A 25,940-nucleotide genomic window follows, 5' to 3' on the forward strand; every position below is an offset into this window, starting at 1 on the left:
GCTTACCTCTTCATCCAGGGAAAGGCCACTCGGCCGAGCCAGCGGAACGCCTGGTCGGTGAGCAGGCCGATGACGCCGATCAGCAGGATGCCGGCGAAGATCTTGTCGGTCTGCATGTAGCGCTGGGCGCGCAGGATGGCGTAGCCCAGGCCGGAGTTGGCGGCGACCAGTTCGGCCACCACCAGGTAGGTCCAGGCCCAGCCGCAGGTGATGCGCAGGGTGTCCAGCAGTGCCGGGCGGGCCGAGGGCAGCACCACCAGCTTGATGATCTCCGTGCGGTTGGCGCCCATGGTCTGCGCCGCCTCGATCTGCGCCATGGGCACGCGGCGCACGTCCTCGGCGACCATCAGGACCATCTGGAAGAAGGTGCCGATGAAGATGATCAGCACCTTGGAGCCTTCGTCGATGCCGACCCAGAGCATCACCAGCGGGATGAACGCCACCGCCGGCATGTAGCGGATGAAGTCGGTGAGCGGTTCGAGGAACGCCTGCACCGGGCGGTAGGTGCCGATGTACAGGCCCAGCGGCAGGGCGATCACCGCCGAAGCGAGGAAGCCGGCCATGACCCGGTAGACGCTGATGGCGATGTCGCCCAGCAGGCCCTCGTCGCTCCACCAGTGGCCGATGCGCTTGAGCACGGCGTCCGGGCCGGGGAAGAACATCGGGTTGGCCAGCCCGGCGGCGCTGTAGGCCCACCAGAGCAGCAAGGGCAGCAGCAGGCCGGCGGCAGCCAGGGTCCAGATGGCGCTGCGTGGCAGCTCGCCACGGATCACCCACCAGCGCTGGCGGGCGGGCTGCGCGACGGGCCGGGGCAGGGGCTGGTGGGCGGTCATGGCGTCACCTCCTCATCGGGGAACAAGGGCTGCTCGTAGGGTTGCCAGCCACCGGTGGGTGGCGTGGCGCCCAGGCTGGCGAGCCACTTGGCGTCACTCAGCAAGGCGGGGTGGTCGGGATCGGCGGCGGCAGGCAGCAGCCGGGCACCGATGCGCGCCGGCAGGGTGCTGAGTTCGATGCGCCAGGGCGCTACGCCGCCCTGGTGGCGGCCGAAGCTCAGCTCGAAATCCAGCCGTTCGGGGTGGTCGCGATCGAACAGCGCGGCAAGCGATTGCGCGTGCGGCAGCGGCAGTCGGCGCCCGGCGGCGAACAGGAAGCAGTCGCCGGCCAGCAGCAGGCAGCCCTGGCGGCCATCGGCGGCGCTCAGCCATACGCCACGGTTGCGCCCGAGAGACTCCGGCAGGCGCTCCCAGACTTCGTGGTAGCTGCCGTCCAGGCCGTCTTCGAGGACCTTTTCGGTGTTCACGAAGTGCATGCGGCCGATGTCCTTGCCGCCGTTGGGTGGCTGGAAGTCGATGGCGCGATGCCACTGGCAAATCTCGCCGCTGATCTCGGTGATGCCGGCAAATCCCGCCTGGGTGGCCAGCTCGGCGGATGATTGCGGCGCCGGCAGGGGGATGCGCAGGTCGGCGAACAGACGCTCGGTCTGCAGCCAGAAGACACGGGTGCTGGTGTCGCGGGTGCCCGCGGTGGTGGTCAGCAGGGTGCGCTGCCAGACGCCGAGGTAGGCGGGCGGTACCGCGGGAATGTTCAGGCCAGGCATGCGTTTTCCTCCCATTCGACGAGTACGCTCCCGCTGTCCAGCACCCTGCCGAACAGGCCGCCTTCCACCTCGACCATGGCCAGGGCGGCGGCGTGCAACTCGGCGCTCGGCGAGCCGCAGGCATCGCCGGCCACTGTGCAGGCGTAGCCCAGCTCCACCGCTGCGCGCAGGGTGGAGGATACGCAGACTTCGGTGGTGACGCCGCAGAGCACCAGGTGGCCGATGCCGCGGCGGCGCAGCAACAGATCCAGGTCGGTGTAGGCGAAGGCACTGTAGCCGGGTTTGTCTACCACCGGTTCGCCGGGCAGGGGGCGCAGTTCATCGATCAGGTCGTGGCCGTACTCGCCGCGCACCAGCAGGCGGCCCAGCGGGCCCTGGTGGCCGATCGGCGCACCGGCGAACTCGGCGCGGTGGCGCTTGCTGGCGTGCAGGTCGCTGAGATCGGCGCGGTGGCCTTCGCGGGTATGCACCACCAGCAGGCCCAGGGCACGGGCGCTGTCCAGCAGGCGGGAAATGGCCGGGATCGGCGCGCGCAGGCGATCGATGTCCAACCCGGCCTGGTCGGCGTAGCCGCCGGGGGCGCAGAAGTCGCGCTGCATGTCGATGACGATCAGGGCGGTGCTCACAGGCGGAACTCCTTGCGCACGGCCTGGGCGATGCCGCCGACGATGTCGCGGGCCATGCGCAGGCCCTTGTCGGCGCTGGAGCCGCGCGCCGAGGAGAGCACGCCCGAGGGCGGCACCCATTCGGTGCGGCTGGGGTACATGTCGTAGGGCGGGAAGTCGGCGGGGCCGTCGTCGGGGATCAGGTCCAGGCGCACGAGGTTGGGCAGGTAGTGCAGCATCAGCGAAGTCTCGATCACCGCCGCGTGCTCCAGGGCGAAGCCGGGGAAGCCGTCGGGGAATACGTCGTTCAGCGTGGCTTCGCTGCAAAAGTCCCAGTGCTCCAGACGCATCACTTCCAGCGGGCTGGAAGGCCCCAGTTCGCGCAGCGCGAGCTGGATGCCCTCGGTGACGAACCACTGGTTCTCGTAGTGCCCGTCAACCAGCACCAGGCGGGTGACGCCGTGGCGGGCGAACTCGCGCACGGCGTCGCGCACCAGGGCGATCAGGGTCTGCCCGTCGAGGCTGGTGGTGCCGCAGAAATGCTGGCCGCCGCCGCATTTGGGTTGGGACTTGTAGCCGTAGGAGAGGGCGGGCGCGACCAGCCCGTCGACCTGGCGGGCGACGTCCTCGCACAGCGCGCTGGCCAGCAGCGCGTCGGTGCCCAGCGGCAGATGCGGGCCGTGCTGCTCGGTGGCGCCACAGGGCAGGAAGACCATGGGGGATTGCTCGCGCACCCGGCGCGCGTATTCGACCCAGCTGAGCTGGTCCATGCGGACAGTCATGTTTCGGCCTCGCAGAGAGTGGGGGAAAGGTCAGGAGAAGGGCGCGCGGCGATCAGTGCCGCCGCCAGAACCAGGGAGCCGCCGAGCCATTCGCGCAGGCCCAGCTCGCGGTCGCCGAACCAGGCGGCGGTGAGCACCGCGACCAGCAGCTCGATCACCACCAGCACCGCGGCGCGGCTCGCTTCGACGTGGCTGAAGCCGTATTGCGCGGCGCCCATGGCGGCCAGCCAGAACAGGCCGAAGCCGGCCAGCTGCAGCCATTGATGAGTCTCGATGACGGGCAGCGGCGTGCCTTGCAGCAGGCAGAACAGGCCACCCAGCGCGGCGCTGCCGATGAAGCCGACTACCGCCTTGCTGGCCAGTGGCACCTGCTCGGCGGCGCGGGTGGCCAGGTTGTTGAGGGCGAAGGCGAAACCGGCGGAGAGCGCCAGCCAGTCACTGGCGGTCGGCGGGCGGAAGGTCTCCCGGCTGATGCCGAGGGTCAGGGCGATGCCGAGCATGGCCAGTGCGAGGGCGCCGAGCCGCGAAGGCGTCAGGCGTTCGCCGAACAGCAGCCGACCGCCGAGCAGGCCCCAGACCGGCGCCAGGTAGAACAGCAGCATGGCGCGCACCACGTCGCCTTCGGACAGCGCCGCCACCAGCCCGGCCGTCGCCCAGCCGCCGAACACGCCGATGGCCAGCAGGGCGCCGCGTTGCCGCCACCACTGCCGGCGCTGGCTCAGCACCAGCGGTACGGCCAGCGCGCAGAGCAGCCCGTAGGTGCAGAGCACCAGCGGCATGCCCGAAAGGCCCTGGCCGGCAAAGTGCGCCAGGGGCATCCAGCCCAGGCCCCAGAGGGCGGCACCCAGCAGCAGGACGATTTCCGCGCGCATCAGGCGCCCATCCAGGCGCCGCCGTTGGCGCCGAGCATCTGGCCATGGAAGAAACTGGCCTCGGGCGAGACGAGGAACAGCACGGCCGCCGCAATTTCCTCGGGCTTGCCCAGGCGCCCGGCGGGAATCGCCGTTTCGCGGGCGATCATCGCCTCGCTCATGTGCTCCACCGAAACCATCGGCGTGTCTACCGGCCCCGGCGCCACGCCGTTGATGCGGATGTGCGGGGCGAATTCGCGGGCCAGCGCCTTGGTCAGGCCGATCACCCCGGCCTTGGCCGCGCAATAGGCGGCGTAACGCTCGCGGCCGAGCTGGCCAAGTTCCGAGGCAATATTGACCACGCAGCCGTCCCCGCGCGCCTGCATGTGCGCCAGGGCATGACGGCAGCAGCGATAGACCGCCGTGAGGTCGACGCCGAGCAGCGTGGCCCAGTCGTCCTCGCTGGTGTCCAGGAAGGGCTTCTCCAGGATGATCCCGGCGTTGTTCACCAGGATGTGCAGGTCGCCCTCGGCAAGCACGCGGGCGAACATCTCCTCGACCTGCTGCGGTGCGGCAACGTCGGCCTGAACCGCGTAGGCCCGCCCGCCCGAGGCGGCGATGCGCGCCACCAGCGCGGTGGCGGCTTCGGCTTGGTCGAGATGGTTGATCCATACCGTCGCACCGGCTCCCGCCAGCGCCAGGGCGGTGGCGCGGCCGATGCCCTGGGTGGCGCCGGTGACCAGCGCGGTCTGTCCTGCAAGAGGTTTCATCAGTGCATCACCTCGCCATGGCTGACCGACAGCGCCTGGCCGGTGAGGGCGGTGGCCAGCGGGCTGCCGAGGAACAGGAAGGTGCCGGCCAGGTCAGCCGGCGTCAGCAGTTCGGGCACTGCCTGGGCGGCGAGTATCTGCGCCAGTTCCTCGGTTTCGCTGCGCCCATTGGCGGCGGCCATCACCGCGAGCGAGCGCATGGCCGCCTCGGTGGCGATCCAGCCGGGGCACACGGCGTTGACGCGGATGCGCCGTGGCCCCAGCTCCCACGCCAGCGAGCGGGTCAGGCCGATCACCGCGTGCTTGCTGGCGACATAGGCGGAAAAGCCCGGTACGCCCTTCAGGCCCCAGATAGAGGCCTGGTTGATCACGCTGCTGCCGGCCTTGAGATTGGGCAGTAGGGCGCGGGTCAGCCGCAGCATCGAGGCGACGTTGTTGTCCAGCAACGCCTGCCAGCGGCTGTCCGCTTCGCCATCCGGGTCGTCCAGCGGCGTGGCGTACTCGACGCCGGCGTTGTTGATCAGCACGTCCAGCGCAGCGCCCTGGCGGTTGTCGGCAAAGGCGGCGATGGCGTCGCCGTCACCCAGGTCGAGGGTGGCGCAGCGTACCTCGCAGAGAGCTGCCAGCTCGGCCGCCACGTCTTGCAGTGCCTCTGCGTTGCGGTCGACCAGTTCCAGCGTCGCCCCCTGTACCGCAAATGCCCGTGCCAGTCCCTTGCCGATGCCGCTTCCGGCACCGGTGATGAGTACGCGTTTGTCCCGGTAGTCGATCATGCTCAGACCGCCGTCAGGAAGGAGACGCCCACGGCGCCGTAGAAGCCGTCGGCGCGGTCCTTGCCCTTGGGCGCCACCTCGCCGTAGTGGTCGTCCACCACGCGGCGCAAGCGGTGCCGGTGGAAGCCCTTGAACAGCAGGTGCATCGGCAGCACCTGGGCGTAGCCGTCGCCGTACAGCTCGTGGTGCAGCTTGCGCAGGCGGTACCAGGGCGCCACGGGTTTCTCGTGGTGGGCGTTGTGGTACGCGAAGTTGAGCAACAGCAGGTCGAGCACCGGCCAGCGCACCGAGACCACGTTGCTGTAGGTATTCATCTGCTCGTAGGTGCGGTCGCGGGACTTGTCGTCGGGGATCTTGCCGCCGTCCTCCAGTACCGCGAAGGCGTCGTAGGTGTGCTGGTAGGCGTCGGTGAAGCGCAGCACGATGATCATCAGCGTCCAGGCGACGAAGTACAGCAGCAGCGCCTTCAGCGAAACCGCCGCCACCAGGGCGAACAGTGCACCGCGTACCAGCAGGGTCAGCGCCACGCGGCGGCGGTTGGCGCGGTGGCGCGGGTTGTCGGTGATGAAGGGCAGCAGGATCACGTAGTAATGCATGATCAGCTCCACCGCCGGCACGTAGGCCCATTCCGCAGCCAGTACCAGGCCGCGCGCCCAGCGCGGGCAGCGGGCGAGGAAGGCCTTGGTGTCGAAGGTGATCACGTCGGCGCGGTCGACGTGGTGGCGCATGTGCTTGCGGCGCAGGTCCTGGAAGCCGGCGTAGCAACTGCCACAGAGCCAGCTGCAGGCCTCGCCGGCCCAGGTGTTGTGCGCCGGCTTGGCGAAGATGGTGCCGTGGGCGAATTCGTGGATCAGGTAGGCCGCGACGATCATCGCGTGGCCCAGCAGCAGGGTGCCGGCGGCGTTGAGGAGCCAGTTGTCGGCGAACAGCAGGGCAAAGCCGGCGGCATAGCCGCCAAAGGCATAGGCCAGGGCCAGGCTGTTGGGCAGCCGGCCATCGGCGTAGCGGTACAGGGACGCGGACATGGATACCTCCGTGAGCGCTCCCGCCGTCCTGGCGGGAGCGGTGGCTGAGCGTCTTACTGGGCGAGGGCCTGGACGAATTGCGCGTCGAAGGTCTGGGCGAGGTCGGGGATCGCCGGGATCTGGCTGTTGTCCTTGAGCAACTGGGCGATGACCGCGCCGCTGCCGAAGAAGGAGCTGGTGGCATCGGACTTCTCGAAGTTCTTGCTCATTTCCGCCAGCGGGATGTTGTAGACCCCGGCCATCTGCTCCCTGGCCTCGGCGGCGCTGACGCCCAGTACCTTGCCGATGATGTCGGCGGATTCGTCCGGGTGCGCCTTCATGTAGGCGAGGCCGTCGGCGTAGCCCTGGATCATCGCGGTGATCGCTTTCTGGCGTTTGCCGATCACCTCCTGGTTGAACACCAGCACGTCGGTGATCAGGCCCGGTGCGTCCTTCGACGAATACACGACGTGGAACTTGTCGCCCGGCATGCCGAGAATCTGCGAGACGTTGGGTTCGTAGGTCACGCCCACCGGCAGGCTGCCCGAGGCCATGGCGCCGGGGATGCCTTCGGGCGTCATGTTCACCGGGCTGACGTCCTTGTCGCTCAGGCCGTGGCTCTTGAGCGCGTAGGCGAGCAGGAAGTCGGAGGGCGACAGCGGGTTGAAGCCGATCTTCTTGCCCTTGAAGTCGGCGACCGACTTGATCGACTTGTCGGCGACGATGGCGTCGCCGCCGTTGGAGAAGTCGATGGGCATCACCACGCGGTACGGCTGGCCCTTGGCGACGCCGCCGACCACCTGGTCGTAGGTGAGCATGCCGCCATCCAGCGCGCCGCCGGTCATGGCGGTGGGGATCAGGGCCGGATCGTTGAAGAACTGCAGCTCCACCTTGAGGCCGTGGGGCTTGTAGAGGTCGAGCTTGTCGGCGACGTAGAAGGGCGCGTAGCCGGCCCAGACGACGGTGCCGATCTTGAGCTTCTCGGCGGCTTGCAGAGTCAGCGGCACGACCCCGGCGGCAGCAAGCAGACAGGCACCGAGCAGGGTCTTGCGCAGGGAACGCAGGGAAAGCGGCATGGTCATGGCATTGCTCCTAACGGTTGGAAATCGGCACGGGATGACATCACGTCTCCCGGGCTTTTCTCCCGCCGTGTAGCCCTGTCCCTAGGGCCGGAAAACTCTCGGACCAGACATCCTCGTGCAGAGGACCGGAACCCTAGTTCGCCTGTGGTGCAACTCCAGTGTGTGCCTTGCAGCGTTCGCCCACCCGGTGGCTACCTTGCCGTGGGTGATGCATCCCGTTGCAGGGGACAGAGCAATTGAAATGCCAGTTTTCCTTCCGAGGCAAAAGCACGGGGAATTTCAAACGCTTAGCGAAAATGCCCGAGACAGGGCGGGTGCCGGCGCGACGGCGCCGGCACCAAGTCGATGCGCCTTGCCTTCTATTGAGGCATCAGGCGGTGCGCAGGGCGGTGCGGCGCAGCGAGGCGGCAGCGGTGGCCACGAATAGCCCGGCGGCGAGCGCCAGTGCCACCGGCACGCCCTGCGGGCCGAGGTCCATCAGGCTGCCGCTGAGCAGCGGCCCGAGCAGGCTGCCGACGCCCCAGAGCATGCCGGCGGCGGCGTTGGCGGTGACCAGGTCGCGGCCGCGGAAACGCTGGCCGATCAGTACCAGGGCCAGGGTATAGACCCCGCCGGCCACGGCGCCGAGCAGCATCAGCGCCGGCCACAGAAGCGACGGCTGGCCGATCAGCCAGGGCAGGGCGAGGCCGATCAGCATCGCCGCGACGCCGCAGCCGAGGTGCAGGGCGGGGCGGTCGAGGCGGTCGGAGAGCCAGCCCAGCGGCAACTGGCAGATCATGTCGCCGAGCAGGATCACCGTTGCCATGAACGCGGCGATACCCACCGCGTAGCCGTGGCTGGAGGCGTAGACCGGGAAGAGCGAGAGCACCACGCTGTCGAAGAAGGAGAAGAACAGCACGCCCATGCACAGCGCCGGGGCAACCCGCAGGAAGCCGGCCAGGGAGAAGCTGCGCGGCTCCTCGACGTGTTCGTGGATGCCTTCCTCAGGCATGGCGAAGGCCACGGTGGCCAGGGCGACCAGGTGCCCGGCGCTGACCAGCAGCACCACCCACGGCGTCTGCGCGCCGAGCAGTGCCACCAGGGTCGGGCCGAGCAACTGGAAGGCGGTGAAGCTGGTGGCATAGAGGGCAACGATGGTGCCGCGATTCTTCTCGCCGCACAGCTCGTTGACCCAGGCCTCGCCGAGGATGATCGCGATGCCCATGCCGACGCCCAGTGCCAGACGCGCAGCGGCCAGCGCCCAGAGGGAATGGCTGCTGAACTCGATGGCGAGGGTACTGGCAGTGCACAACACGAAGCACAGCAGGTACAGGCGGCGCCGGCTCATCAGCTGGCAGGCGCGGTCGACCAGGGTGGCGGCGAGGATCATGCCCGCCGCCGGAACAGCGGAAAGAATGCCGATCTGCAAGGCGCTGGCGCCGTTCTCCAGCAAGCGCAGCGCCACCAGCGGCAGCGTCGCGCCCAGGCTCAGGCCGACGATGGAGACGGCGAACAGCAGCACCGCCAGCAAGGGTTTGTTGAGGGTGGTCGGGGTATTCATGGAAACCTTCTCTTGCCCTGGCGCTCCAGCGGCAGGGCTGCAAATGCAAACGAGCCCGCCGGGATTCACCGGTGGGCGGAGTCGAAATGCGGAATGACCGGCGCGAGGGCGCGCGGTATCCGGCTCAGTGGCCGGTGGGCGGGGAGAAGGTGAAGGCGAAGAGGACGCTGCGACGCAGGTTCAGCACGGCATCGACCTTGCGCACGCGCGGAGGCTCCCGCAGCAGGGCGAGGGACGGATCGGCGAAGCGGCAGAACGGGGTCATGATGCGGGTGCAGCGTAGGATGTAGGAAAGCGCGCACTCTAGTGAGTGCGCGGCAGGGCGTCAATCTCGGCCGGCCGCACGGTTATTCGGTGGGGCTGGCGTCAATCGGGTTCGCGAGCAAGCTCGCTCCTACGAAGAGCACGCGCTCCGTGTAGGAGCGAGCTTGCTCGCGAACCACCAGCGACACCGATCTTACCGACCGTAAACCGGGCTGCCCGCCGGCACCTCCTGCGGCCGGCTCAGCACATCGCGCCCCGGCAGGAAGGTGCCGAACACGCGCTCCTTGCCCAGCGCTTCGGGGAAACCGCTTTCACGCCGATACGCCACGCGACCATTGATCAAGGTGGCGTCCACCGCATCGTCGTTGCGCTTCACCAGCCGCGTCAGGCCTATCACTTCCATCGGTGCCTCGCAGACTTCGTCCAGCTCGTCGGTCAGCCCGGTCGGGTTGACCACCACCAGATCGGCGCGGTCGCCAACGCGGATATAGCCGGCGTCGATCCCGGCGAAGTCGGCGAGTTCGCCCGTCAGGCGGTGCACCGCGCGACCGACGTCCATGAAGCTTTCGCCGGCCAGTTCGGCATCGCGCACGTACTTGAGCATGCGCAGCGGAAAGTTGTACTGCGCGTGGGAAGCCAGGTGCGCGCCGGAATCGGCGAAGCCCGGTTGAGTCCAGGGGCTGGCCAGCAGCTTGCCCATGATCTGCGGGCGGTGGTTGCCGTAGCAGGTCGTCCATTTGAGTTCGTTGCGATACTGGCCCGCCAGCTCGAAGAAGGCGTCCACCGGGTCGAGTCCGCGCTCGCGGCCGATGTCCTCGAAGTTGCGCCCGACCAGCGATGCGTCCGGGCACTCGCGCACCCAGCAGTCGGACAGGTTGCGATGCCACAGGCCGAGGCTCAGGGTGGCCTTGATGTCCTTCTTGAAGCGCTCGCGGAAGGCCGGGTCCTGGATGCGCGTGTAGAGCTCTTCCGGGTCTTTGATGTCGCGCAGCACTTCGCCGGCGCCGAACTCCTCGAAGCCGTTCATGTTCAGCCCCTCGATACGTACGACGAAGGGGGCGGGCAGCGTCTGCCAGCGGTAGCGGCCGCGCAGCAGGCGGTTGGCGACCCAGCCGGAGGCGCGGGTAATGCGGTGCATGAACGGCTGGGACTTGAGGTCCAGCGCGGTGAGCATCGAGCACTTGAGCGGTCGGCGGAACCAGCCGTGGGCCTGGTAGAGGAAGGCGAACACGTTGATCTTGGTGACCGCGTTGGGCGCGCCCTGCATCAGGGCGTTGCGCCGGCGCAGCACGGCGAACAGGCGGGAGAATTCCTTCCAGCTGGCGAAGGTGGAGGGCAGCGGGCTGGACCAGGCGCGGTCGCCGTCCATCTTGTCCAGGCGCGTGGTCATCACCGAGAGGCCGAAGCAGCCGGCGTCCAGCGCCTGCTCCAGCAGCTCTTCCATGCGTTGCAGCTCAGCTTCGGTGGGCTTGGCGCCGCTGATGGCGCGCTCCAGCCCCATGACTGTCACGCGCAGCTCGGAGTGGCCAAGGAAGGAGCAGAGGTTCGGCCCCAGCGGCTGCTGGTCGTAGAAGGCGCGATAGCCCTTGGCGTCCTTCCAGGTGCGCTTGTCGCGCAGGATCGGCAGCACCTGCTCGCGCGGCACGGCTTCGACACGGGTGAACAGGTCCGAGCAGTCCTCGGCCTCGCCCAGCACCATGCTGATGGAGCAGGAACCGACGGAGACGGTGGTCACGCCATGGCGCACCGATTCCTTCAACGCCGGGGCGGCGATGGCCTCGGCGTCGTAGTGCGAGTGGACTTCCAGGAAGCCCGGGGTGACCCAGCGGCCGCTGGCGTCGATCACCTCTGGGCAGTCGCTTTCGTCCAGCGGGCTGACGCTCAGGGTGTCGATACGTCCATCCTTGATGCCGACGTGGCGCAGGCTGCCGGGGGCGTCGCTGCCGTCGAAGTAGAGGCCGTTCTTGATGATGATGTCGTAGCTCACAGGAGACTCCAGGGCGACAGCAGCAGGACGCCGCTGACCAGCAGCAGGCAGTGGATGGCGAGGCGGAAATGGTGTTCCTCGAAGCGCTGGTGCAGGCGTTCACCCAGCCACACGCCGAGCAGCAGCAAGGGCGCGTAGGCGAGCACCTGGGGCAGCGCCGGGCGCAGGCGACCGTCGAGGAGGAAGGCCAGGGTCAGCAGGCCGTTGAGGGTGAACCAGACGCAGACCAGGGTGGCGCGCAGGCGGGTCTTGTCCAGCGGGCGGGTCGAGAGCGCGTAGACCAGCAGCGGCCCGCCGGAAGCGAACAGGCCATGGCAGACCCCGGCGGCACCGGTGGCCAGGCGCACCACCCAGTTCGGCGTTCTGCCACGCTCCGGGGCACTGGCGCGCAGGCGCCACAGCTCACGGCCGGCGAACCAGAGGATCAGCACGCCCAGCCCGCGCTTGAGCGGTTGCGGGTCCAGGTGCGGCAGCAGCAGGTAGCCGATCAGCATGCCGATGAGCATCCCCGGCAGCACGGTGCGCAGCAGCAGGCGGGTATCGATCAGGCGGCGGTGACGCCAGCACAGGTAGCCGGTCATGCCGATGTTCAGCGGCACAAGGATCGGCAGCAGCGTCTCGATGGGCATCAGCAGCGCACCGAGGGACAGGGCGATCACCACGCTGCCGAAGCCGGTGATGGCTTCCAGCGTGTAGGCCAGCAGGATGAAGCCGCCCAGGGCGAAGGCGGGTGCGTTCATGACGCGGTCACTGCGGTGGCGCGAGGCTCGCGGCGCGCCCAGAGTTGCGCTAGGACCAACCCGGAGAACAGCTGCCAGCAGCCCCAGAATGCGGCGATCAGCAGCATGCCGCCGGCCTGCGGGAAGAAGGTGAGGATCAGCGCCATGCCCAGTGCGGAGTTGTGGATGCCGCTTTCCAGGGTGACGGCGCGCACATCAGCGTCCGGCAGCTTCCACAGCCGCGCGCAGGTATAGCCCAGCAGCAGCGCCGTGCCGTTGAGCAGCAGCACCAGCCAGAAGAACAGGTGGAAGTAGGCCATGAACTGCTGGAAGTTCTTGGCGAAGGCCATGCCGACGAAGCCCAGCATCACCAGCAGCGACAGCTGTCGCATGGGTTTCTCCAGGCGCCGCGCGAGCTGTGGCTTGTGCTTGCCCAGGGCCATGCCCAGCAGCATCGGCAGGATCAGCACCAGTAGCACCACACCGACCAGTTCCAGCGGGTCGATGTGGATCTGCGTGAGGCGGTCGCGGGTTGCCGGGTTGATGCCGGCGTACAGGGCGAAGTTCAGCGGCGTGAAAATTCCAGCGCTCAGCCCCGACACGGCGGTGACGCTGGCCGATACCGCGACGTTGCCGCGGGCCATCCAGGTCATGATGTTGGAGAAGGTGCCGCTGGGGCAGGTGGCCACCAGGATCATCCCCAGCGCCAGTTCCGGCTCTATCGGCAGCAGGATGGTCAGCAGGCAGGTGGCGGCCGGCAGCAGCAGGAACTGCACCAGCATGCCGATCACCGGCGCCTTGGGCTGGCGCAGGATGCGGGCGAAGTCGTCGCGGCGCAGTTCCAGCGACACGCCGAACATCATCAGGGCGATGATGGCATTCAGCGCGATCATCGAACCGCCGGAGAACTCGAGATGGACTTCAGGCATCGCCGTTCTCCCGCAACCGGACAGTGGGGGATGGCGAACGAGCTGCAGCCGGCGGCACGGGCGCGGCTCCGGTGTGATTGGGCATGCAAGGCGACTCTTGTTTGTATTTATCGTTGTAATTGGCAAGCATAGGGGAGCGTTACCGCCCGGTAACGGCTCAATCGGGACCTTCACCGGTTAATTCGGGACCATGTCGCACACCATTACCGTCCATTACGCCCAGGGCATCCTGCAGGCCGCCCAGCGCCTGGGGCTGCCGGTGCCTGCCGATCTGCAGGCAGCCAGCCTCGAACCGCGCATCCCGTTGCAGCGCCAGGACGCCTTCTGGGAAACCCTCTGCGCCGCCTCGGGCGATCCCCTGCTGGGCCTGCGCCTGGGCAGCGCGCTGCAAGTCGGGCACCTGGACATGGTTGGCGCACTGCTGATGAGCTGTGACCACTATGGCGAGGCGCTGGACGCCTTGCTGGAGTATTACCCGATCATCGCCGAGGGCAGCGAGTTCCAGCGCGAGCAGGACGCAACGCAGGTGCGCCTGGTCTATCGGCCGAGCTACGTCGTGCGCCGCGAGGAGCGTGTGGAGGCCGCGCTGGCCAGCCTGGTGCACCTGACCCGCTGGATCACCGGCGATCGCGTCAAGCCGCAGCGCCTGGCCTTGAGCCATGCCGCACGGGGCGAGCCTTCACGTTATGCCGAGTTGCTGGAGTGCCCGACCGACTTCGCCTGCGCCGAGAACGCGTTGAGCTTTGCCGTGGCCGATCTCGACGTGCCGCTGATCCAGGCCAATGCGCTGATGCGCGAGCACCTGCGTGCGCTGGCCGATGCGCAGTTGGAACGCCTGGGCACACAGAGCCTCGCCGCGCGCGTGCAGCAACTGCTGCGGCAGAACCCGCGCTGGGGCAAGGAGAAGGTCGCCGATCAGCTGGAACTCAGCGGGCGCCATCTCAACCGTAAGCTGGCCGACGAGGGCACCAGCTTCAAGCTGCTGCGCGAGCAGGTGTTGCACGCCATGGCCGAGCAGCTGCTGCGCGAATCCCCGCGATTGAGCGAGGTGGCCGAGCGCCTGGGCTTCTCCGACGAGAGCGCGTTCGCCAAGGCCTTCCGTCGCTGGAGCGGGATGACGCCGGGGCAGTTCCGCCAGGGAAACTGAGCCCCCTACTGGCGGTTGTGGTTCAGCGCTGCCAGCGCCTGGGCGGCGGGCAGGTCCAGGCGCTGGGGAACGCTGCGCTGGTGCTCGATGACGCCAGTGCCCGGCAGCTTCGACACGAAGAACTGATCGACGCCGAAGAACAGCAGGATCAGGGCGATGGCACCGATCCAGCAGAGCACGTCGTAGTCCAGCGGCCAGCCACGGTGCTGGCGCTGTGGGCGGAGGGGAGACTGGTTGTTCTTCATGGGGGCACCGCATTCGGGTTCAGGGTCGGTGAAGCCAGGGGGCTGGATTCGCCGACCATTGTCCGAATGGCAGTGGTGCCGGTGATTCAGGGAGCTCTGCAGGATGAGTAGGAATTGCCTCTACTTTCCTACGCGCAGGTCAGACGCCCGGCAGCGCCTTGTCCTTCGGCCACAGCAGCCACAGCTGGCCGTCCTGCTTCATGTGCCCGGCCAGCTCGCCGGCCGCGTCACCGGTGCCCCAGAACAGGTCCGCGCGCACTTCGCCGACGATGGCGCCACCGGTGTCCTGGGCGGCTACCGGGCGCACTACCGGTGCGCCGTCCGGGCGGGTGGTGGAAAGCCACATCAGGCTGCCCAGCGGGATCACCTTGCGGTCAATGGCCACGCTGTAGCCCGGCGTCAACGGCACGTTCAGCGAGCCGCGCGGGCCTTCGTTGCTGTCCGGGCGCTGGCTGAAGAACACGTAGCTGGGGTTGCTCGCCAGCAGCTCGTCGACGCGCTGCGGGTGGGCGCGGGCCCAGTCGCGGATGCGCGCCATGCTGACTTCCTCCTTGCTCAGTTCACCCTGTTCCACCAGCCAGCGGCCCACCGGCTTGTAGGGGCGGCCGTTCTGCTCGGCGTAGCCCAGGCGCAATTGGCGGCCGGAGGCGAGCTCCACGCGGCCGGAGCCCTGGATCTGCAGGAACTGCAGGTCCATCGGGTCGGGCAGCCAGGCCAGCACGGGAGCATTGACCCCATCACGGCGGATGCCGGCGGCGTCGGCATAGGGCACCAGGGTGTTGCCTTCGAGCTTGCCGCGCAGGCGCTTGCCCTTGAGTTCCGGGTAGACGCTGTCCAGCGCCACGGTGATCAGGTCCTTCGGCACGCCGTAGACCGGCACGGTGTGCTTGGCGTCGCGCTGCTGGCTGCCGCGGTAGACAGGCTCGTAGTAGCCGGTGATCAGGCCGTTCCGGCTGCCTTCGGCGGAACGAAGCTGGTAGGGCTGCAGGTGCGCCTGCATGAACTGGCGGATCGCCGGGGCGGAAGCCGGCACGCTGGCGGCGTCAGCGCAGGTCGCAGCCCAGACGTCATCCTTCTTCAGGCGTACCGCGCAGGCCGAGCGCCAGGCGCTGAAACCTTGCAGCACATCGGTGTCGGCGGTCTGGGGCAGGTCCGACCAGTCGGCCTTGGAATAGGTGGGCGCCTGGGCTTCTTCGGGCTTTTTGCCGAACAGGCCGCAGCCTGAAAGCAGGGTAGCGAAACACAGGGTGGCGAGGAGAGGGCGGGTCCAGTGGCGGGACGAATCGGTCACGGGCGAGTCCTGGCAGGCAAACGAAAGCCCGCTAGCTTGGGCAGACGCGGGGCGTGCGTCAAACGCATCGGTCGGATTTACACGCCTTGCAACGAATCCGCGGGCGGACCGGTAGAATGACGTTCTGATTCGACAGACGGGTGGTTAGAGCGTGGAGGCAAGGCAGGGTTTCGTCCTGACCCGACATTGGCGGGATACGCCCGAAGGCACCGAGGTGGGCTTCTGGCTGGCCACCGACGAAGGGCCCCGGCATGTGCTGCTTCCGCCGCAGACCTCGGTGGCCTTCGTGCCGGCCGAGCAGCGCGCCCGCGCCGAGAAGCTGCTGGCCGGCGAGCGCGGCGCCGAACTGCGCCCGCTGGGCCTGCGCGACTTCCAGCAACGCCCGGTGCTGGGCCTCTACTGCCAGCAGCATCGCCAGCTGATGAACCTGGAAAAGCGCCTGCGCGAGGCTGGCGTAGAAGTGTTCGAGGCGGACATCCGCCCACCCGAGCGTTACCTGATGGAGCGCTTCATCACCGCCCCGGTCACCTTCAGCGGCGATCCGGGCGAGGGCTGCAGCGTCGTCGCGGCGCAACTGCGACCGGCGCCGGAGTACCGGCCGAAGCTGAAGCTGGCCTCGCTGGACATCGAAACCAACATCCGTGGCGACCTCTATTCCATCGCCCTGGAGGGCTGCGGCCAGCGCCAGGTGTACATGCTCGGCCCTGCCAATGGTATCGACGGCGAGCGTGATTTCGAGCTGGAGTACTGCGACAGCCGCGCGCAACTGCTGGAGCGTCTGAACCAGTGGCTGGCCGAGCACGATCCCGACGCCATCATCGGCTGGAACCTGGTGCAGTTCGACCTGCGTGTGCTGCAGGAACACGCCAAGCGCCTGGAGATTCCCCTGCGCCTGGGCCGTGGCGGAGACGAGATGGGCTGGCGGCAGCATGCCTCAAGCAACCACTACTTCGCCGCGGCGGCGGGGCGGCTGATCATCGACGGCATCGAGGCACTGCGCTCGGCGTTCTGGAGTTTCCCCTCGTTCAGCCTGGAAAGCGTCTCGCAGACTCTGCTGGGCGAGGGCAAATCCATCGACAACCCCTACGACCGCATGGCCGAGATCGACCGCCGTTTCGCCGAGGACAAGCCGGCGCTGGCGAAATACAACCTCAAGGACTGCGAGCTGGTCACGCGCATCTTCGAGAAGACCCGCATCCTCGACTTCCTGCTCGAGCGCGCCAGTGTCACCGGGTTGCCGGCCGATCGCAGCGGCGGCTCGGTGGCGGCCTTCACGCATTTGTACCTGCCGCCGATGCACCGGCTGGGCTATGTCGCGCCGAACCTCGGCGGCAAGGCGCCGGAGGCGAGCCCCGGTGGCTTCGTCATGGACTCGCGGCCGGGTCTCTATGAGTCGGTGCTGGTGCTGGACTACAAGAGCTTGTATCCGTCGATCATTCGCACCTTCCTGATCGACCCGGTGGGGTTGGTGGAAGGCTTGAGCGACCCGTCGGATGAGGCCTCGATCCCCGGTTTCCGTGGCGGGCGCTTTTCGCGTACGCAGCATTGCCTGCCGGCCATCGTCGAGCGCGTCTGGCAGGGTCGCGACGCCGCCAAGCGCGAGGGCAACGCGCCACTGTCCCAGGCGCTGAAGATCATCATGAACGCCTTCTATGGCGTGCTGGGCTCCAGTGGCTGCCGCTTCTTCGATCCGCGCCTGGCCTCATCGATCACCCTGCGCGGCCACGAAATCATGCGTCGTACCCGAGAATTGATCGAAGGTCAGGGGCACCGGGTGATCTACGGCGACACCGACTCCACCTTTGTCTGGCTCGGCCGTGCCCATGGCGAAGAAGAGGCAGCTCGGATCGGGCACGAGCTGGTGCAGCACGTCAACCAGTGGTGGGTGCAGCACCTGCGCGAGGAACATGGCCTGGAGTGCGCCCTGGAAATCCAGTTCGAGCGACACTTCCGGCGCTTCCTGATGCCAACCATCCGTGGCGCGGAAGAGGGCAGCAAGAAGCGCTATGCCGGCCTGGTTCGGCGTGAGGACGGCAGCGACGAAATGGTCTTCAAAGGCCTGGAAACCGTGCGCACGGATTGGTCGCCGCTGGCCCAGCAGTTCCAGCAGGAGCTCTATCTGCGCATCTTCCAGCGTCAGCCGTATCGCGATTACGTGCGCGATTACGTGAACCGCACCCTCGCCGGCGAGCAGGACGAGCTGCTGATTTTCCGCAAGCGCCTGCGCCGCCAGCTCGGTGACTACGAACGCAACGTGCCGCCCCACGTGCGCGCGGCGCGCATCGCCGACGACTACAACGAGCGCCAGGGCCGCCCGCGCCAGTACCAGCGCGGTGGCTGGATCAGCTACGTGATCACGGTCAACGGCCCGGAACCGCTGGAAACGCTCGGCTCCCCCATCGATTACGACCACTATGTCAGCCGGCAGCTGCAGCCCATCGCGGACGCCATCCTGCCCTTCGTGGACGATGACTTCAGTGCGCTGATCGACCGGCAGATGGGGTTGTTCTGAATCCTGGCGCCTGCATGAAAAAGGCCGGCATTTGCCGGCCTTTTTCATGGCTTGGAATGCCTCAGTCGCCGCGATACTCGCAGCCGCTGGTGCAGGTCTCGTGCACTCGCACCTTGGACAGCTCCGGCAGCAGCGGCTTGAGCTGTTGCCAGATCCAGCGGCAGAGGTTCTCGCTGGTGGGGTTTTCCAGGCCGGGGATGTCGTTCAGGTAGTTATGGTCAAGCTGGTCGTAGATCGGCTTGAAGATCTGCTTGATCTCGGCAAAATCGCGAATCCAGCCGGTATGCGGATCGACCTCGCCCTCGATGTAGATGGCGGCCCGGAAGGAGTGGCCATGCAGGCGTCCGCACTGGTGCCCGGCGGGAACATGGGGCAGGCGGTGGGCGGATTCGAAGGTGAACTCTTTGAACAATTCCAAGGTGGCGCGCTCTGTGACGATCGCCGGCCCTGGATCGGGCCGGCGGGAAAATGGGCATACAGTTTACCACCATCGCGTCATGGGGATCGTTCGATCCAGCCAGCGGCGTAAGTGATTGCTAGGCCCCGCTCAAGGCTGGCGTCGGCAACTTTCGTTCATCAACTGACTAGCTTTCAGGTAAATCAGACAGCCAGTTTCACTTGTCTACTATCGTCCTGCGTAGTTCATCGCCCTAGCTAATGGGCGGCATCCCGATGATCCTTGGGCCTTTCCTACGCACCAATTGCATAAGCTCGCGGCCACAGATTTTTGTCCTGAACGGAGCGAGGAAGTGCAAATGGATACGGAAAGTGTTGGCCTGATTGCCGTGAGCGAAAGCGAAGCCAAGCGTGTTGGCTTCAAGGGAGGTGGCAAAGTCAAGGCGCACGCTGGCACCAAGTACCTGCTTCAGATCGATGACACTACCTTCGCTCCCGGAAACGTCACCGTCAAACGCGACGGCAAAGACTTGCAGGTCTTCTTCGAAGGCAGCGACAAGCCTGACCTGACCATCACGGACTTCTTCGCCGAAGGCATGGATGCGCAGCTGTACGGTGCATCTGAAGGCAACGAGCTGTATGCCTACGTGCGTACTGACGGCGAAGGCTTCCACGGCCTGCTGACGATGGCTGACGGCGAAATGGCCCCCATCGCCCTGGGTGGCAACCCGTTGGGCGCGGCGCCGCTGGTTAATGGTGAGATCACCGAGTCCAGCGGTTTCCTACTGTGGCCGCTGCTGGCTGCTGTCGGCGCAGGCGGTGCCTATGCCGCCACCAAGGACGATGACAAGAAGCACACCAAGACCAGTGCCAGCGTCACCAACACCAGGGTCACCGACCATGTCGGCCCGATCCAGGGCGACCTGGCCAATGACGGAATCACCGACGATAACCGGCCGAGCATTTCCGGCGATGGCGTGCCGGGCGCGATCGTTCACATTCTCGACAACGGTGTGGAAATCGGCAGCACCACCGTCGGTCAGGATGGCAAGTGGAACTTCGTCCCCGCCAGCGATTTGAGTAATGGCGGCCACAGTATCGACATCACCCAGAACGAGTCGGGCAAGAAGCCCGGCACGCCGGTGCACGTGATCGACTTCTCTGTCGACACCGCTCCGCCCACCGCGCCCTTCGCAGAAATCGAAGGCGCGGTCATTCACGACGGCGAGCAGTATTCGCCGAACAACAAGCCGATCATCGATGGCAAGGGTGCGCCGGGCGATACCATCATCATCACCTATCCCACCGGCGAGACAGTCACCGTCGAGGTCAGGGACGATGGTACCTGGGTGGCACCGCCGCCCACGCAGCCTCTGCCTGAAGATGGTGCCGAGATCAAGGTGAAGGAGCGTGATCCGGCCGGTAACGAAACCGAGATCACCCTCGCGGTGATTATCGACACCATTGCCCCTGATGCGCCGAAAGCCTGGCTGGACCCGGCCTCCGATACCGGCATCAAGGACGATGGCATTACCAGCAATACCACCCCGACAATTGACGGCAAGACCGAGCCGGGCGCGGACGTCACCGTCACCTTCCCGACGGGCGAACTGATCCACACCACTGCCGACCAGCACGGTGATTGGTCGGTCACCCCGACCAAGCCGTTGCCCGACGGCAACAACGCCATCAAGGTCGAGGCCACGGACGCTGCTGGCAATACCAGCAAGCCGACCGTCATCACCATCGATATCGACACGCACAAGCCCAATGCACTGCAACTGGACAGCGTGATCGACGACATCGCGCCCATTACCGGCGAGATTCACAAGGGCGACTACACCAACGACTCGAAGCCGACCTTCAATGGCTCGGGCGCCGAAGCCAACACCCAGGTCAAGGTTTACGACAATGGCGTGCTGATTGGTTCCACCACCGCCAATGCTGACGGCAAATGGAGCTATGAGCCGGCCATCAAGCTCGAGGAGGGCGATCATAACTTCCAGTTCTCCGGCGTGGACGTGGCCGGTAACGAAGGCGCGAAGTCCGCGCCATTCGATTTCATCGTTGACAGCATTGCGCCGGATGCCCCGCACATCGACCACGTCATTGACCGTGTCGGCGATATCACCGGCGAGATCAGCAACGCAGTGCCGACCGACGATCGTCAGCCGGAAGTCAGCGGTAGTTCGATGGCTACACCAACGACAACACCGCACTGATCGGCGGCACGGCCGAAGCGAACGTCCACGTCAAAGTGTTCAACGGCGACACCCTGCTGGGCACGGTCGATGCTGACGCGAACGGCCAGTGGCACATCAACCTGCCGGCCGGCAGCGCCGATGGCCAGTACAAGATCTACGCCGTTGCCGTGAACGACGCGGGTATGCAGAGCACCAAAGCTGGCCCGTTCATCTTCAACGTCGACACCATCCCGCCGGAGCCGCTCAAGCCCGAACAATGGGAAATCATCGACGACGTTGGCAGTCACACCGGGCCGATCCAGGGCGGCGAAGTGACCGACGATGACCTGCCGACCGTGAAGAATACCGAGGGTCAGACCCTGCCCCCAGGCTTCATCGTCACCGTCTACGACGACGGCAGAGCCATTGGCAGCACCACTGTGAACCCGGACGGCACCTGGACGCTCAACGTCTCGGCGCCGCAGGGGCCGCATGACATCTCGATCACCGTGACCGACTTCGCCAAGAACGAAGGCGCGAAGAGCAACCACATCACCTTCTCCACGGACATCGACCCGAACGCGCCGAGCATTACTGGCGTGTTCAACGACGAAGGCACGGGCCTGGTACTGATCGATCGCTTCGGTTACACCAACGACGCCACCCCGGAAGTGCATGGCAAGGCCAAGGCCAATAGCCAGATCGAGGTGTACAGCGACCAGGATGCCCTGGTCGGCAGCACCGTCGCCGATGGCAATGGCGACTGGACGCTGGACGTCACCCCCTGGCTGACGGCGCTCACACCCTGACTGTGCGGGCCAAGGATCCGGCGGGCAACTGGAGCGACAAGGTCTCGCCGTACGTCCTCAACATCGACATTACCGCGCCGGATGCCCCGCACATCGACCACGTCATCGACAACGTTGGCGACTGGACCGGTGAAGTAACCAATGGCATGAGCACCGACGACAACAAGCCAGTGATCTCCGGTACCTCCGGCGAGGCTGGGCTGACCATCGTGGTCTACAACGTTGTCGATGGTGGCAAAGTCGAAGTAGGCCGCACCACGGGTGACAAGGATGGCAACTGGACGCTGAGCGGCGAGCAATACAAGTCACCGCTGGCGAGCGACGTCAAATTGATGGCTGAGGCCTTCGACCGTGCCGGCAACGAAAGTGGGCGCAGCAACGAGCGTGACTTCTATGTCGGGCACGGTGGTAAGCCGGACGCACCGGTAATCACCGGCGTACTGGACGATTACGGCCCCGTCACCGGCAACGTTCTGCCGAATGGCGTGACCGATGACAAGAAGCCGACGATCCAGGGTACGGCGGGTCTTGCCGACTGCACCGTGCATGTCTACGTCGATGGTGTGGGCGTCGGCACCACCACGGTCAATAGCCTTGGCGAATGGCACTACAGACTGGAAGCTGAACTCAGTGATGGTAACCACCTATTCAAGGCAACCCTTGTCAACGGCGCGGGCAATATCAGTGCTTACTCGAGCGACTACCCAATCGAGGTCAAGACTACGCCGCCCGATGGCGTGACCTTGCTCATCGACAAGTTGACAGGCGACGACGTTATCGATGCCACGGAAGCGGCGGGTAATGTCGATATCACCGGTACTTCCACCGGTACACGCGAGGGGGACATCGTCACCCTGACCATCAATGGCAAGGACTACACGGGCACGGTGGATGCCGCCGGCAACTGGACCGTGACCGGCGTAGCCGGCAGCGATCTGGTGGACGACAGCGACCACGTGGTGGATGGCAAGCTGCACGCCACTGATGCGGCGGGTAACTTCACCGATGTCACCACCACGCACGGCTACGAGGTGCGATTGGTTCCGACGGCTATCGCACAGATTTCCGCCATGGATAAGGACAGTGGTGTTAGTGCGGCTGACTGGCTGACCAATAACGGTGCTGCCGGTCGCTTGATCAGCGGCACCCTCAACGGCACGTTGAACGCAGGCGAGAAAGTGCAGGTCTCCACTGATAGTGGCAGCACGTGGACCGACGCCTACGTCTCGGGCAACAAGTGGGATGTGATGGACCCGAACGCCCACAGCGGCAACTGGACCATCCAGACTCGCGTGGTCAACTCCAGCGGCATGGCTGGGACGGTCAGCAGCCAGGCGGTCATTCTGGATCAGGTGGCTCCGAGTCACGCCACGGACCTGACTTACGCCAACAACGTTGCCACGGTGGCGTTTAACGGGGCGGATAAGGAGGTGGGTGATCTGGTTGACGTGATCGTGGCTGGCAAGCACTTCAGCCACGCCTTGACGGCGGCGGAGATCGCTGCAGGCAGCGCCAGCGTGGCGGTGAGCGGGGCGACCTTGGTAGGCGACATCCAGGCGGCGCTGGTGGATCGCGCGGGTAACGTGTCGGACTATCTGTCAATGAAATCGAGGGTGCTCAGGGAGAACTTCGAGGAGCAAACACTCGATGGCAACGGCTCCATGGGGACGGGGGGCACGGGAATGGCCGTTGGTACCACCCATGACCTCGGTAACATGATCATTACCTACATGAAGGCGGGCCCAGTTAATCGGACCGGCGTGGCAGATGCCTCTACGTATCCCAACTCCCAGTGGGGGAACGTCTCGAAGGTGCTGGAAGTCGGGGGAGTACTCAGAGTCGATCTGAAGGATGGTAATTCCGCCTGGAAGATTTCAGCGGATTTTTACGATATCCAGTCTGGAAGCTTCAAAGGCCAGTGCATCCGCTTCTACGACGACAGTACGCTGGTCGATACCTGGGATCTCCATCAATACGCGAATACCACCCAAGCCGGGTACTTTAACGGGAATTACCTGTACACCGTCCAGGCCGGTGCCACGTTCAACCGTTTCGAGATTGACTCTGGCAATGACTGGATCGCACTGGATAACCTGATCCTAAATCCCGATACACCTGATTATCGGGTCTATACAGCCGCCTCCGCCGTCCAAACGCTGATCGCGGGTTCCGCCGACTACTACGGCGACAACAGCAACAACACCTTCAACGTCGCCGACGTGGCGGCACTGAACAGTACTGGCGTTCATGGCAATGGCGGCCTCGATACGCTGAAACTGACCGGTGCCGGTCAACTCCTGGATGTATCGGTGTTGATCAAGGCCGGCAAGCTGGATGGCGTTGAGGTACTGGACATCACCGGCAGCGGCAACAACACCGTGAGCCTGGAACTGGGCGATGTGCTGCATCTGGGTGAGAAGAACGCCTTCATCACCGACGATCACCTGCAACTGATGGTCAAGGGTGACCTGGGCGACCAGGTTAGCCTGGGCGATGCGCTGCCTGATGGCGTCAGCTCTGGCCACTGGCTCGAGGGAACCTCCGAAACCATTGATGGGCTGATCTATAACACCTACCGCTTCGTCACCACGACTGGCACAGCCTTCAACAAGGTTGAGCTACTGATACAGCAGGATGTGAGTGTCGAGTTGGTACAGCATGATGTAAGCATCAGCCTGGTCGAGGGAGTCTCTGGCGTTCGGATGGCCCTGGCCGCGACCGCTGACGACGCATTCGGCTCCGAGTATCTGGCGCAACAGCCCGATATCGGCACGACCAACTCCCAGGCTTCGGACGATACGACGCAGCAGTCGGAAACGGTCACAGCACTGAATCTGCCGACCCAGATCCACGAGATCCAGGGTCTCTCGGACACCTTCTTCGGCGCACCGAGCGAGAGCAAGGTGGTGAGCCTGTGGGCCTCTGCTTCGGACTACCTGGCCAGCGACGCCAACCAGGGCATCCACGGCGGCAACGGAGTGGACGTGCTCAAGGTGGAAGGCCACGACCAGGTCCTGGACCTGACCAGCGCCCACGGCAAGATCACCGGCATGGAGGTCATCGACCTCAGCGGTGATGGCGCCAACACCCTGAAGCTGTCGCTCCAGGACGTGCTGGATAACGGTCAGGCCGACCTGTTCCACAGCACCGACAAGCACAGCGTGCAGATGATGGTGCAAGGCAACAGCGACGACGTGGTCAACCTCGATCACCAGTCCGCTGCCGGCAAGGATGGCACCTGGTCCGACAAGGGCACGATGGCGGTGGGCGAAGTCTCCTACCACGTCTACCAGAACTCCACTGGCGATGCCGAACTGCTGATCCAGCAGGGCGTGCAGGTGCACCTGGTCTAAGCCGCCTGGCAGTTGGGCCCGGCGCTCCGGCGCCGGGCCCGGCTCCCAGCCTTACCTCGACGAATTTCGATATGAGACCCCGCTGCCTGGCGGCGGGGATTTCGGAGAACTACCCCAATGAACATTTCCCTTTATCAGCCGCTGCGCACAGTCGCCGGCCTGAGCGCCCTGGTTGCAGCCATCGGCTTCGCCTCGGCCGCCTTCGCACAAAACGACTCCATCTACGGCGAGTCCTACACCAAGGTCCAGTCGGTGATCGGCAGCCAAACCCAGATCGTCATGTACCGTGGCCTGGACAATGGCAAGGAAGCCGCCCACGTCTACATCGACGGCGAGCTGCAAAGCGCGCTGATGCCCGGCGGCTACACCGCCTTCTGCGTCCCGGCGGGCGAGCATTCGGTGGAGTCCTATATTGGCGACGCGCCGCTGTACACCGGCAAGCGCAACCCCCAGGCCTTCGCCAAGTTCAGCGGCGGCCAGACCTACGTGCTGGAAGCCCCGGTCGCCGCCGGCCAGAGCACCCCCATCGTGCACACCGGCAAGGACGCCGACCAGAGCCTGCAAGGCCTGCGCAAGCAGATCCACGTGATCAGCCGTGCGTCCTCTGTGACCCCGTGCCAGACCGTCACCAGGCTGAGCCTGCGCAGCGACGTGCTGTTCCACTTTGGCAAGAGCGGCTATTCGGATATCACCTCGGCGGGCCACGAGGAGTTGCGCAAGGTCGCTGAGTCGATCAAGTCGCAACACGTCGACAGCGTGGAAGTGGCCGGCCATGCCGATCCGATCGGCAACGCCGAGTCCAACCAGCGCCTGTCCGAAGCCCGTGCGCAAACCGTGAAGAACGTACTGCTGCAACTGGGCATCGGCACCGAGTCCATCCGTGCCGTGGGCCATGGCAGCAGCGAGCCGGTAGTGCAGTGCGACAGCGGCACTCGCAAGCAGCGCATCGACTGTAACGCGCCGAACCGTCGGGTGGACCTGGTGATTCGCGGCCAGCATTCGGCCGACTGAGAACGGCCCGGCGCGGGTAAGCCACGGTCTTACCGCGCCGGGAAAGAATACCCTCCGAGCCGACCAGGGATTTTACCCACCTTGCCTTGG

At 65.9% G+C, this 25,940-nt stretch carries 23 protein-coding genes and 1 riboswitch; of the genes, 6 read left to right on the plus strand and 17 right to left on the minus strand.

Features of this window, described 5'->3' with window-relative positions:
• Positions 1-2: 2 nt before the first annotated feature.
• From UB43_RS20580 to UB43_RS20640, 14 genes are all read right to left on the minus strand, one after another.
• Entirely contained in the window at positions 3-833 is an 831-nt protein-coding gene (locus tag UB43_RS20580) for an ABC transporter permease (protein WP_045214656.1), read from the minus strand.
• On the minus strand, positions 830-1,597 hold the full coding sequence (locus UB43_RS20585; protein ID WP_045214658.1) for a hypothetical protein: 768 nt from the start codon (positions 1,595-1,597) through the stop codon (positions 830-832). The genes UB43_RS20580 and UB43_RS20585 overlap by 4 nt, the downstream gene beginning before the upstream one ends.
• On the minus strand, positions 1,585-2,223 hold the full coding sequence (locus UB43_RS20590) for a cysteine hydrolase family protein (RefSeq protein ID WP_256205196.1): 639 nt from the start codon (positions 2,221-2,223) through the stop codon (positions 1,585-1,587). Before UB43_RS20590 ends, UB43_RS20585 begins: the two co-directional genes overlap by 13 nt.
• Positions 2,220-2,984 (minus strand): creatininase, encoded by a 765-nt coding sequence (locus UB43_RS20595; protein ID WP_045214660.1) that lies wholly within the window; start codon positions 2,982-2,984, stop codon positions 2,220-2,222. Before UB43_RS20595 ends, UB43_RS20590 begins: the two co-directional genes overlap by 4 nt.
• A complete protein-coding gene (locus tag UB43_RS20600) occupies positions 2,981-3,856 on the minus strand; it encodes a DMT family transporter (protein WP_045214663.1) in 876 nt (291 codons plus the stop codon). Before UB43_RS20600 ends, UB43_RS20595 begins: the two co-directional genes overlap by 4 nt.
• On the minus strand, positions 3,856-4,605 hold the full coding sequence (locus UB43_RS20605) for an SDR family NAD(P)-dependent oxidoreductase (RefSeq protein ID WP_045214666.1): 750 nt from the start codon (positions 4,603-4,605) through the stop codon (positions 3,856-3,858). The genes UB43_RS20600 and UB43_RS20605 overlap by 1 nt, the downstream gene beginning before the upstream one ends.
• The gene (locus tag UB43_RS20610; protein ID WP_045214669.1) at positions 4,605-5,378 is read right to left on the minus strand and encodes an SDR family NAD(P)-dependent oxidoreductase; all 774 of its coding nucleotides are present in this window, start codon (positions 5,376-5,378) and stop codon (positions 4,605-4,607) included. Before UB43_RS20610 ends, UB43_RS20605 begins: the two co-directional genes overlap by 1 nt.
• Positions 5,379-5,380: 2 nt before the next feature.
• Positions 5,381-6,403, minus strand: coding sequence for a fatty acid desaturase (locus UB43_RS20615; RefSeq protein ID WP_045214671.1), 1,023 nt, complete (start codon positions 6,401-6,403; stop codon positions 5,381-5,383).
• Positions 6,404-6,456: 53 nt separating this feature from the next.
• A complete protein-coding gene (locus tag UB43_RS20620; protein ID WP_256205198.1) occupies positions 6,457-7,464 on the minus strand; it encodes an ABC transporter substrate-binding protein in 1,008 nt (335 codons plus the stop codon).
• Between the two features lie 44 nt (positions 7,465-7,508).
• A riboswitch (guanidine-I (ykkC/yxkD leader) is annotated at positions 7,509-7,612 on the minus strand.
• 222 nt (positions 7,613-7,834) lie between these two features.
• The gene (locus UB43_RS20625) at positions 7,835-9,004 is read right to left on the minus strand and encodes an MFS transporter (RefSeq protein ID WP_045214673.1); all 1,170 of its coding nucleotides are present in this window, start codon (positions 9,002-9,004) and stop codon (positions 7,835-7,837) included.
• A gap of 124 nt (positions 9,005-9,128) precedes the next feature.
• Positions 9,129-9,269 (minus strand): hypothetical protein, encoded by a 141-nt coding sequence (locus UB43_RS29630; RefSeq protein WP_156160462.1) that lies wholly within the window; start codon positions 9,267-9,269, stop codon positions 9,129-9,131.
• A 192-nt stretch (positions 9,270-9,461) separates the two neighbouring features.
• Positions 9,462-11,255, minus strand: coding sequence for an amidohydrolase family protein (locus UB43_RS20630; RefSeq protein ID WP_045214675.1), 1,794 nt, complete (start codon positions 11,253-11,255; stop codon positions 9,462-9,464).
• On the minus strand, positions 11,252-11,995 hold the full coding sequence (locus UB43_RS20635) for a sulfite exporter TauE/SafE family protein (protein WP_045214678.1): 744 nt from the start codon (positions 11,993-11,995) through the stop codon (positions 11,252-11,254). The genes UB43_RS20630 and UB43_RS20635 overlap by 4 nt, the downstream gene beginning before the upstream one ends.
• On the minus strand, positions 11,992-12,903 hold the full coding sequence (locus UB43_RS20640) for a bile acid:sodium symporter family protein (RefSeq protein ID WP_045214681.1): 912 nt from the start codon (positions 12,901-12,903) through the stop codon (positions 11,992-11,994). Before UB43_RS20640 ends, UB43_RS20635 begins: the two co-directional genes overlap by 4 nt.
• 190 nt (positions 12,904-13,093) lie before the next feature.
• Here UB43_RS20640 and UB43_RS20645 point away from each other — a divergent pair, with 190 nt between their 5' ends.
• On the plus strand, positions 13,094-14,050 hold the full coding sequence (locus tag UB43_RS20645; RefSeq protein WP_045214683.1) for an AraC family transcriptional regulator: 957 nt from the start codon (positions 13,094-13,096) through the stop codon (positions 14,048-14,050).
• A 5-nt stretch (positions 14,051-14,055) separates the two neighbouring features.
• On the opposite strand, the gene UB43_RS20650 is transcribed toward UB43_RS20645, so the two are convergent.
• A complete protein-coding gene (locus tag UB43_RS20650; protein ID WP_045214685.1) occupies positions 14,056-14,295 on the minus strand; it encodes a hypothetical protein in 240 nt (79 codons plus the stop codon).
• 139 nt (positions 14,296-14,434) lie between these two features.
• Positions 14,435-15,586, minus strand: coding sequence for a murein transglycosylase A (locus UB43_RS20655; RefSeq protein WP_045214687.1), 1,152 nt, complete (start codon positions 15,584-15,586; stop codon positions 14,435-14,437).
• A 151-nt stretch (positions 15,587-15,737) separates the two neighbouring features.
• Between UB43_RS20655 and UB43_RS20660 the strand changes: the two genes are divergently transcribed.
• A complete protein-coding gene (locus UB43_RS20660) occupies positions 15,738-18,098 on the plus strand; it encodes a DNA polymerase II (RefSeq protein ID WP_045214689.1) in 2,361 nt (786 codons plus the stop codon).
• Between the two features lie 61 nt (positions 18,099-18,159).
• Here the strand turns inward: UB43_RS20660 and queD are convergent, their stop codons facing one another.
• Positions 18,160-18,516: a 6-carboxytetrahydropterin synthase QueD gene (queD, locus tag UB43_RS20665; RefSeq protein WP_017516521.1), complete on the minus strand. Its 357-nt coding sequence runs from the start codon at positions 18,514-18,516 to the stop codon at positions 18,160-18,162.
• A 337-nt stretch (positions 18,517-18,853) separates the two neighbouring features.
• Here queD and UB43_RS20670 point away from each other — a divergent pair, with 337 nt between their 5' ends.
• The 4 genes from UB43_RS20670 to UB43_RS20685 all read left to right on the plus strand — a co-directional run bounded on the left by UB43_RS20670 (position 18,854) and on the right by UB43_RS20685 (position 25,850).
• On the plus strand, positions 18,854-20,716 hold the full coding sequence (locus tag UB43_RS20670) for an Ig-like domain-containing protein (protein WP_045214692.1): 1,863 nt from the start codon (positions 18,854-18,856) through the stop codon (positions 20,714-20,716).
• Positions 20,716-21,486, plus strand: a complete 771-nt coding sequence (locus UB43_RS20675) for an Ig-like domain-containing protein (RefSeq protein ID WP_256205203.1) — start codon at positions 20,716-20,718, stop codon at positions 21,484-21,486. The genes UB43_RS20670 and UB43_RS20675 overlap by 1 nt, the downstream gene beginning before the upstream one ends.
• Before the next feature lie 2 nt (positions 21,487-21,488).
• Positions 21,489-24,839, plus strand: coding sequence for an Ig-like domain-containing protein (locus UB43_RS20680; protein WP_045214697.1), 3,351 nt, complete (start codon positions 21,489-21,491; stop codon positions 24,837-24,839).
• A 117-nt stretch (positions 24,840-24,956) separates the two neighbouring features.
• The gene (locus tag UB43_RS20685) at positions 24,957-25,850 is read left to right on the plus strand and encodes an OmpA family protein (protein WP_052969586.1); all 894 of its coding nucleotides are present in this window, start codon (positions 24,957-24,959) and stop codon (positions 25,848-25,850) included.
• The last annotated feature ends 90 nt before the right edge of the window (positions 25,851-25,940 follow it).

The organism is Pseudomonas sp. 21 (assembly GCF_000955805.1).
Classification (GTDB): domain Bacteria; phylum Pseudomonadota; class Gammaproteobacteria; order Pseudomonadales; family Pseudomonadaceae; genus Pseudomonas.

Excerpts from the sequence above, each read along its gene's own strand:
- UB43_RS20580 (WP_045214656.1), bottom strand. The coding sequence starts at position 833 with ATGACCGCCCACCAGCCCCTGCCCCGGCCCGTCGCGCAGCCCGCCCGC.
- UB43_RS20585 (WP_045214658.1), bottom strand. The coding sequence starts at position 1,597 with ATGCCTGGCCTGAACATTCCCGCGGTACCGCCCGCCTACCTCGGCGTC.
- UB43_RS20595 (WP_045214660.1), bottom strand. The coding sequence starts at position 2,984 with ATGACTGTCCGCATGGACCAGCTCAGCTGGGTCGAATACGCGCGCCGG.
- UB43_RS20600 (WP_045214663.1), bottom strand. The coding sequence starts at position 3,856 with ATGCGCGCGGAAATCGTCCTGCTGCTGGGTGCCGCCCTCTGGGGCCTG.
- UB43_RS20605 (WP_045214666.1), bottom strand. The coding sequence starts at position 4,605 with ATGAAACCTCTTGCAGGACAGACCGCGCTGGTCACCGGCGCCACCCAG.
- UB43_RS20610 (WP_045214669.1), bottom strand. The coding sequence starts at position 5,378 with ATGATCGACTACCGGGACAAACGCGTACTCATCACCGGTGCCGGAAGC.
- UB43_RS20615 (WP_045214671.1), bottom strand. The coding sequence starts at position 6,403 with ATGTCCGCGTCCCTGTACCGCTACGCCGATGGCCGGCTGCCCAACAGC.
- UB43_RS20620 (WP_256205198.1), bottom strand. The coding sequence starts at position 7,464 with ATGACCATGCCGCTTTCCCTGCGTTCCCTGCGCAAGACCCTGCTCGGT.
- UB43_RS20625 (WP_045214673.1), bottom strand. The coding sequence starts at position 9,004 with ATGAATACCCCGACCACCCTCAACAAACCCTTGCTGGCGGTGCTGCTG.
- UB43_RS29630 (WP_156160462.1), bottom strand. The coding sequence starts at position 9,269 with ATGACCCCGTTCTGCCGCTTCGCCGATCCGTCCCTCGCCCTGCTGCGG.
- UB43_RS20635 (WP_045214678.1), bottom strand. The coding sequence starts at position 11,995 with ATGAACGCACCCGCCTTCGCCCTGGGCGGCTTCATCCTGCTGGCCTAC.
- UB43_RS20640 (WP_045214681.1), bottom strand. The coding sequence starts at position 12,903 with ATGCCTGAAGTCCATCTCGAGTTCTCCGGCGGTTCGATGATCGCGCTG.
- UB43_RS20645 (WP_045214683.1), top strand. The coding sequence starts at position 13,094 with ATGTCGCACACCATTACCGTCCATTACGCCCAGGGCATCCTGCAGGCC.
- UB43_RS20650 (WP_045214685.1), bottom strand. The coding sequence starts at position 14,295 with ATGAAGAACAACCAGTCTCCCCTCCGCCCACAGCGCCAGCACCGTGGC.
- UB43_RS20670 (WP_045214692.1), top strand. The coding sequence starts at position 18,854 with ATGGATACGGAAAGTGTTGGCCTGATTGCCGTGAGCGAAAGCGAAGCC.
- UB43_RS20685 (WP_052969586.1), top strand. The coding sequence starts at position 24,957 with ATGAACATTTCCCTTTATCAGCCGCTGCGCACAGTCGCCGGCCTGAGC.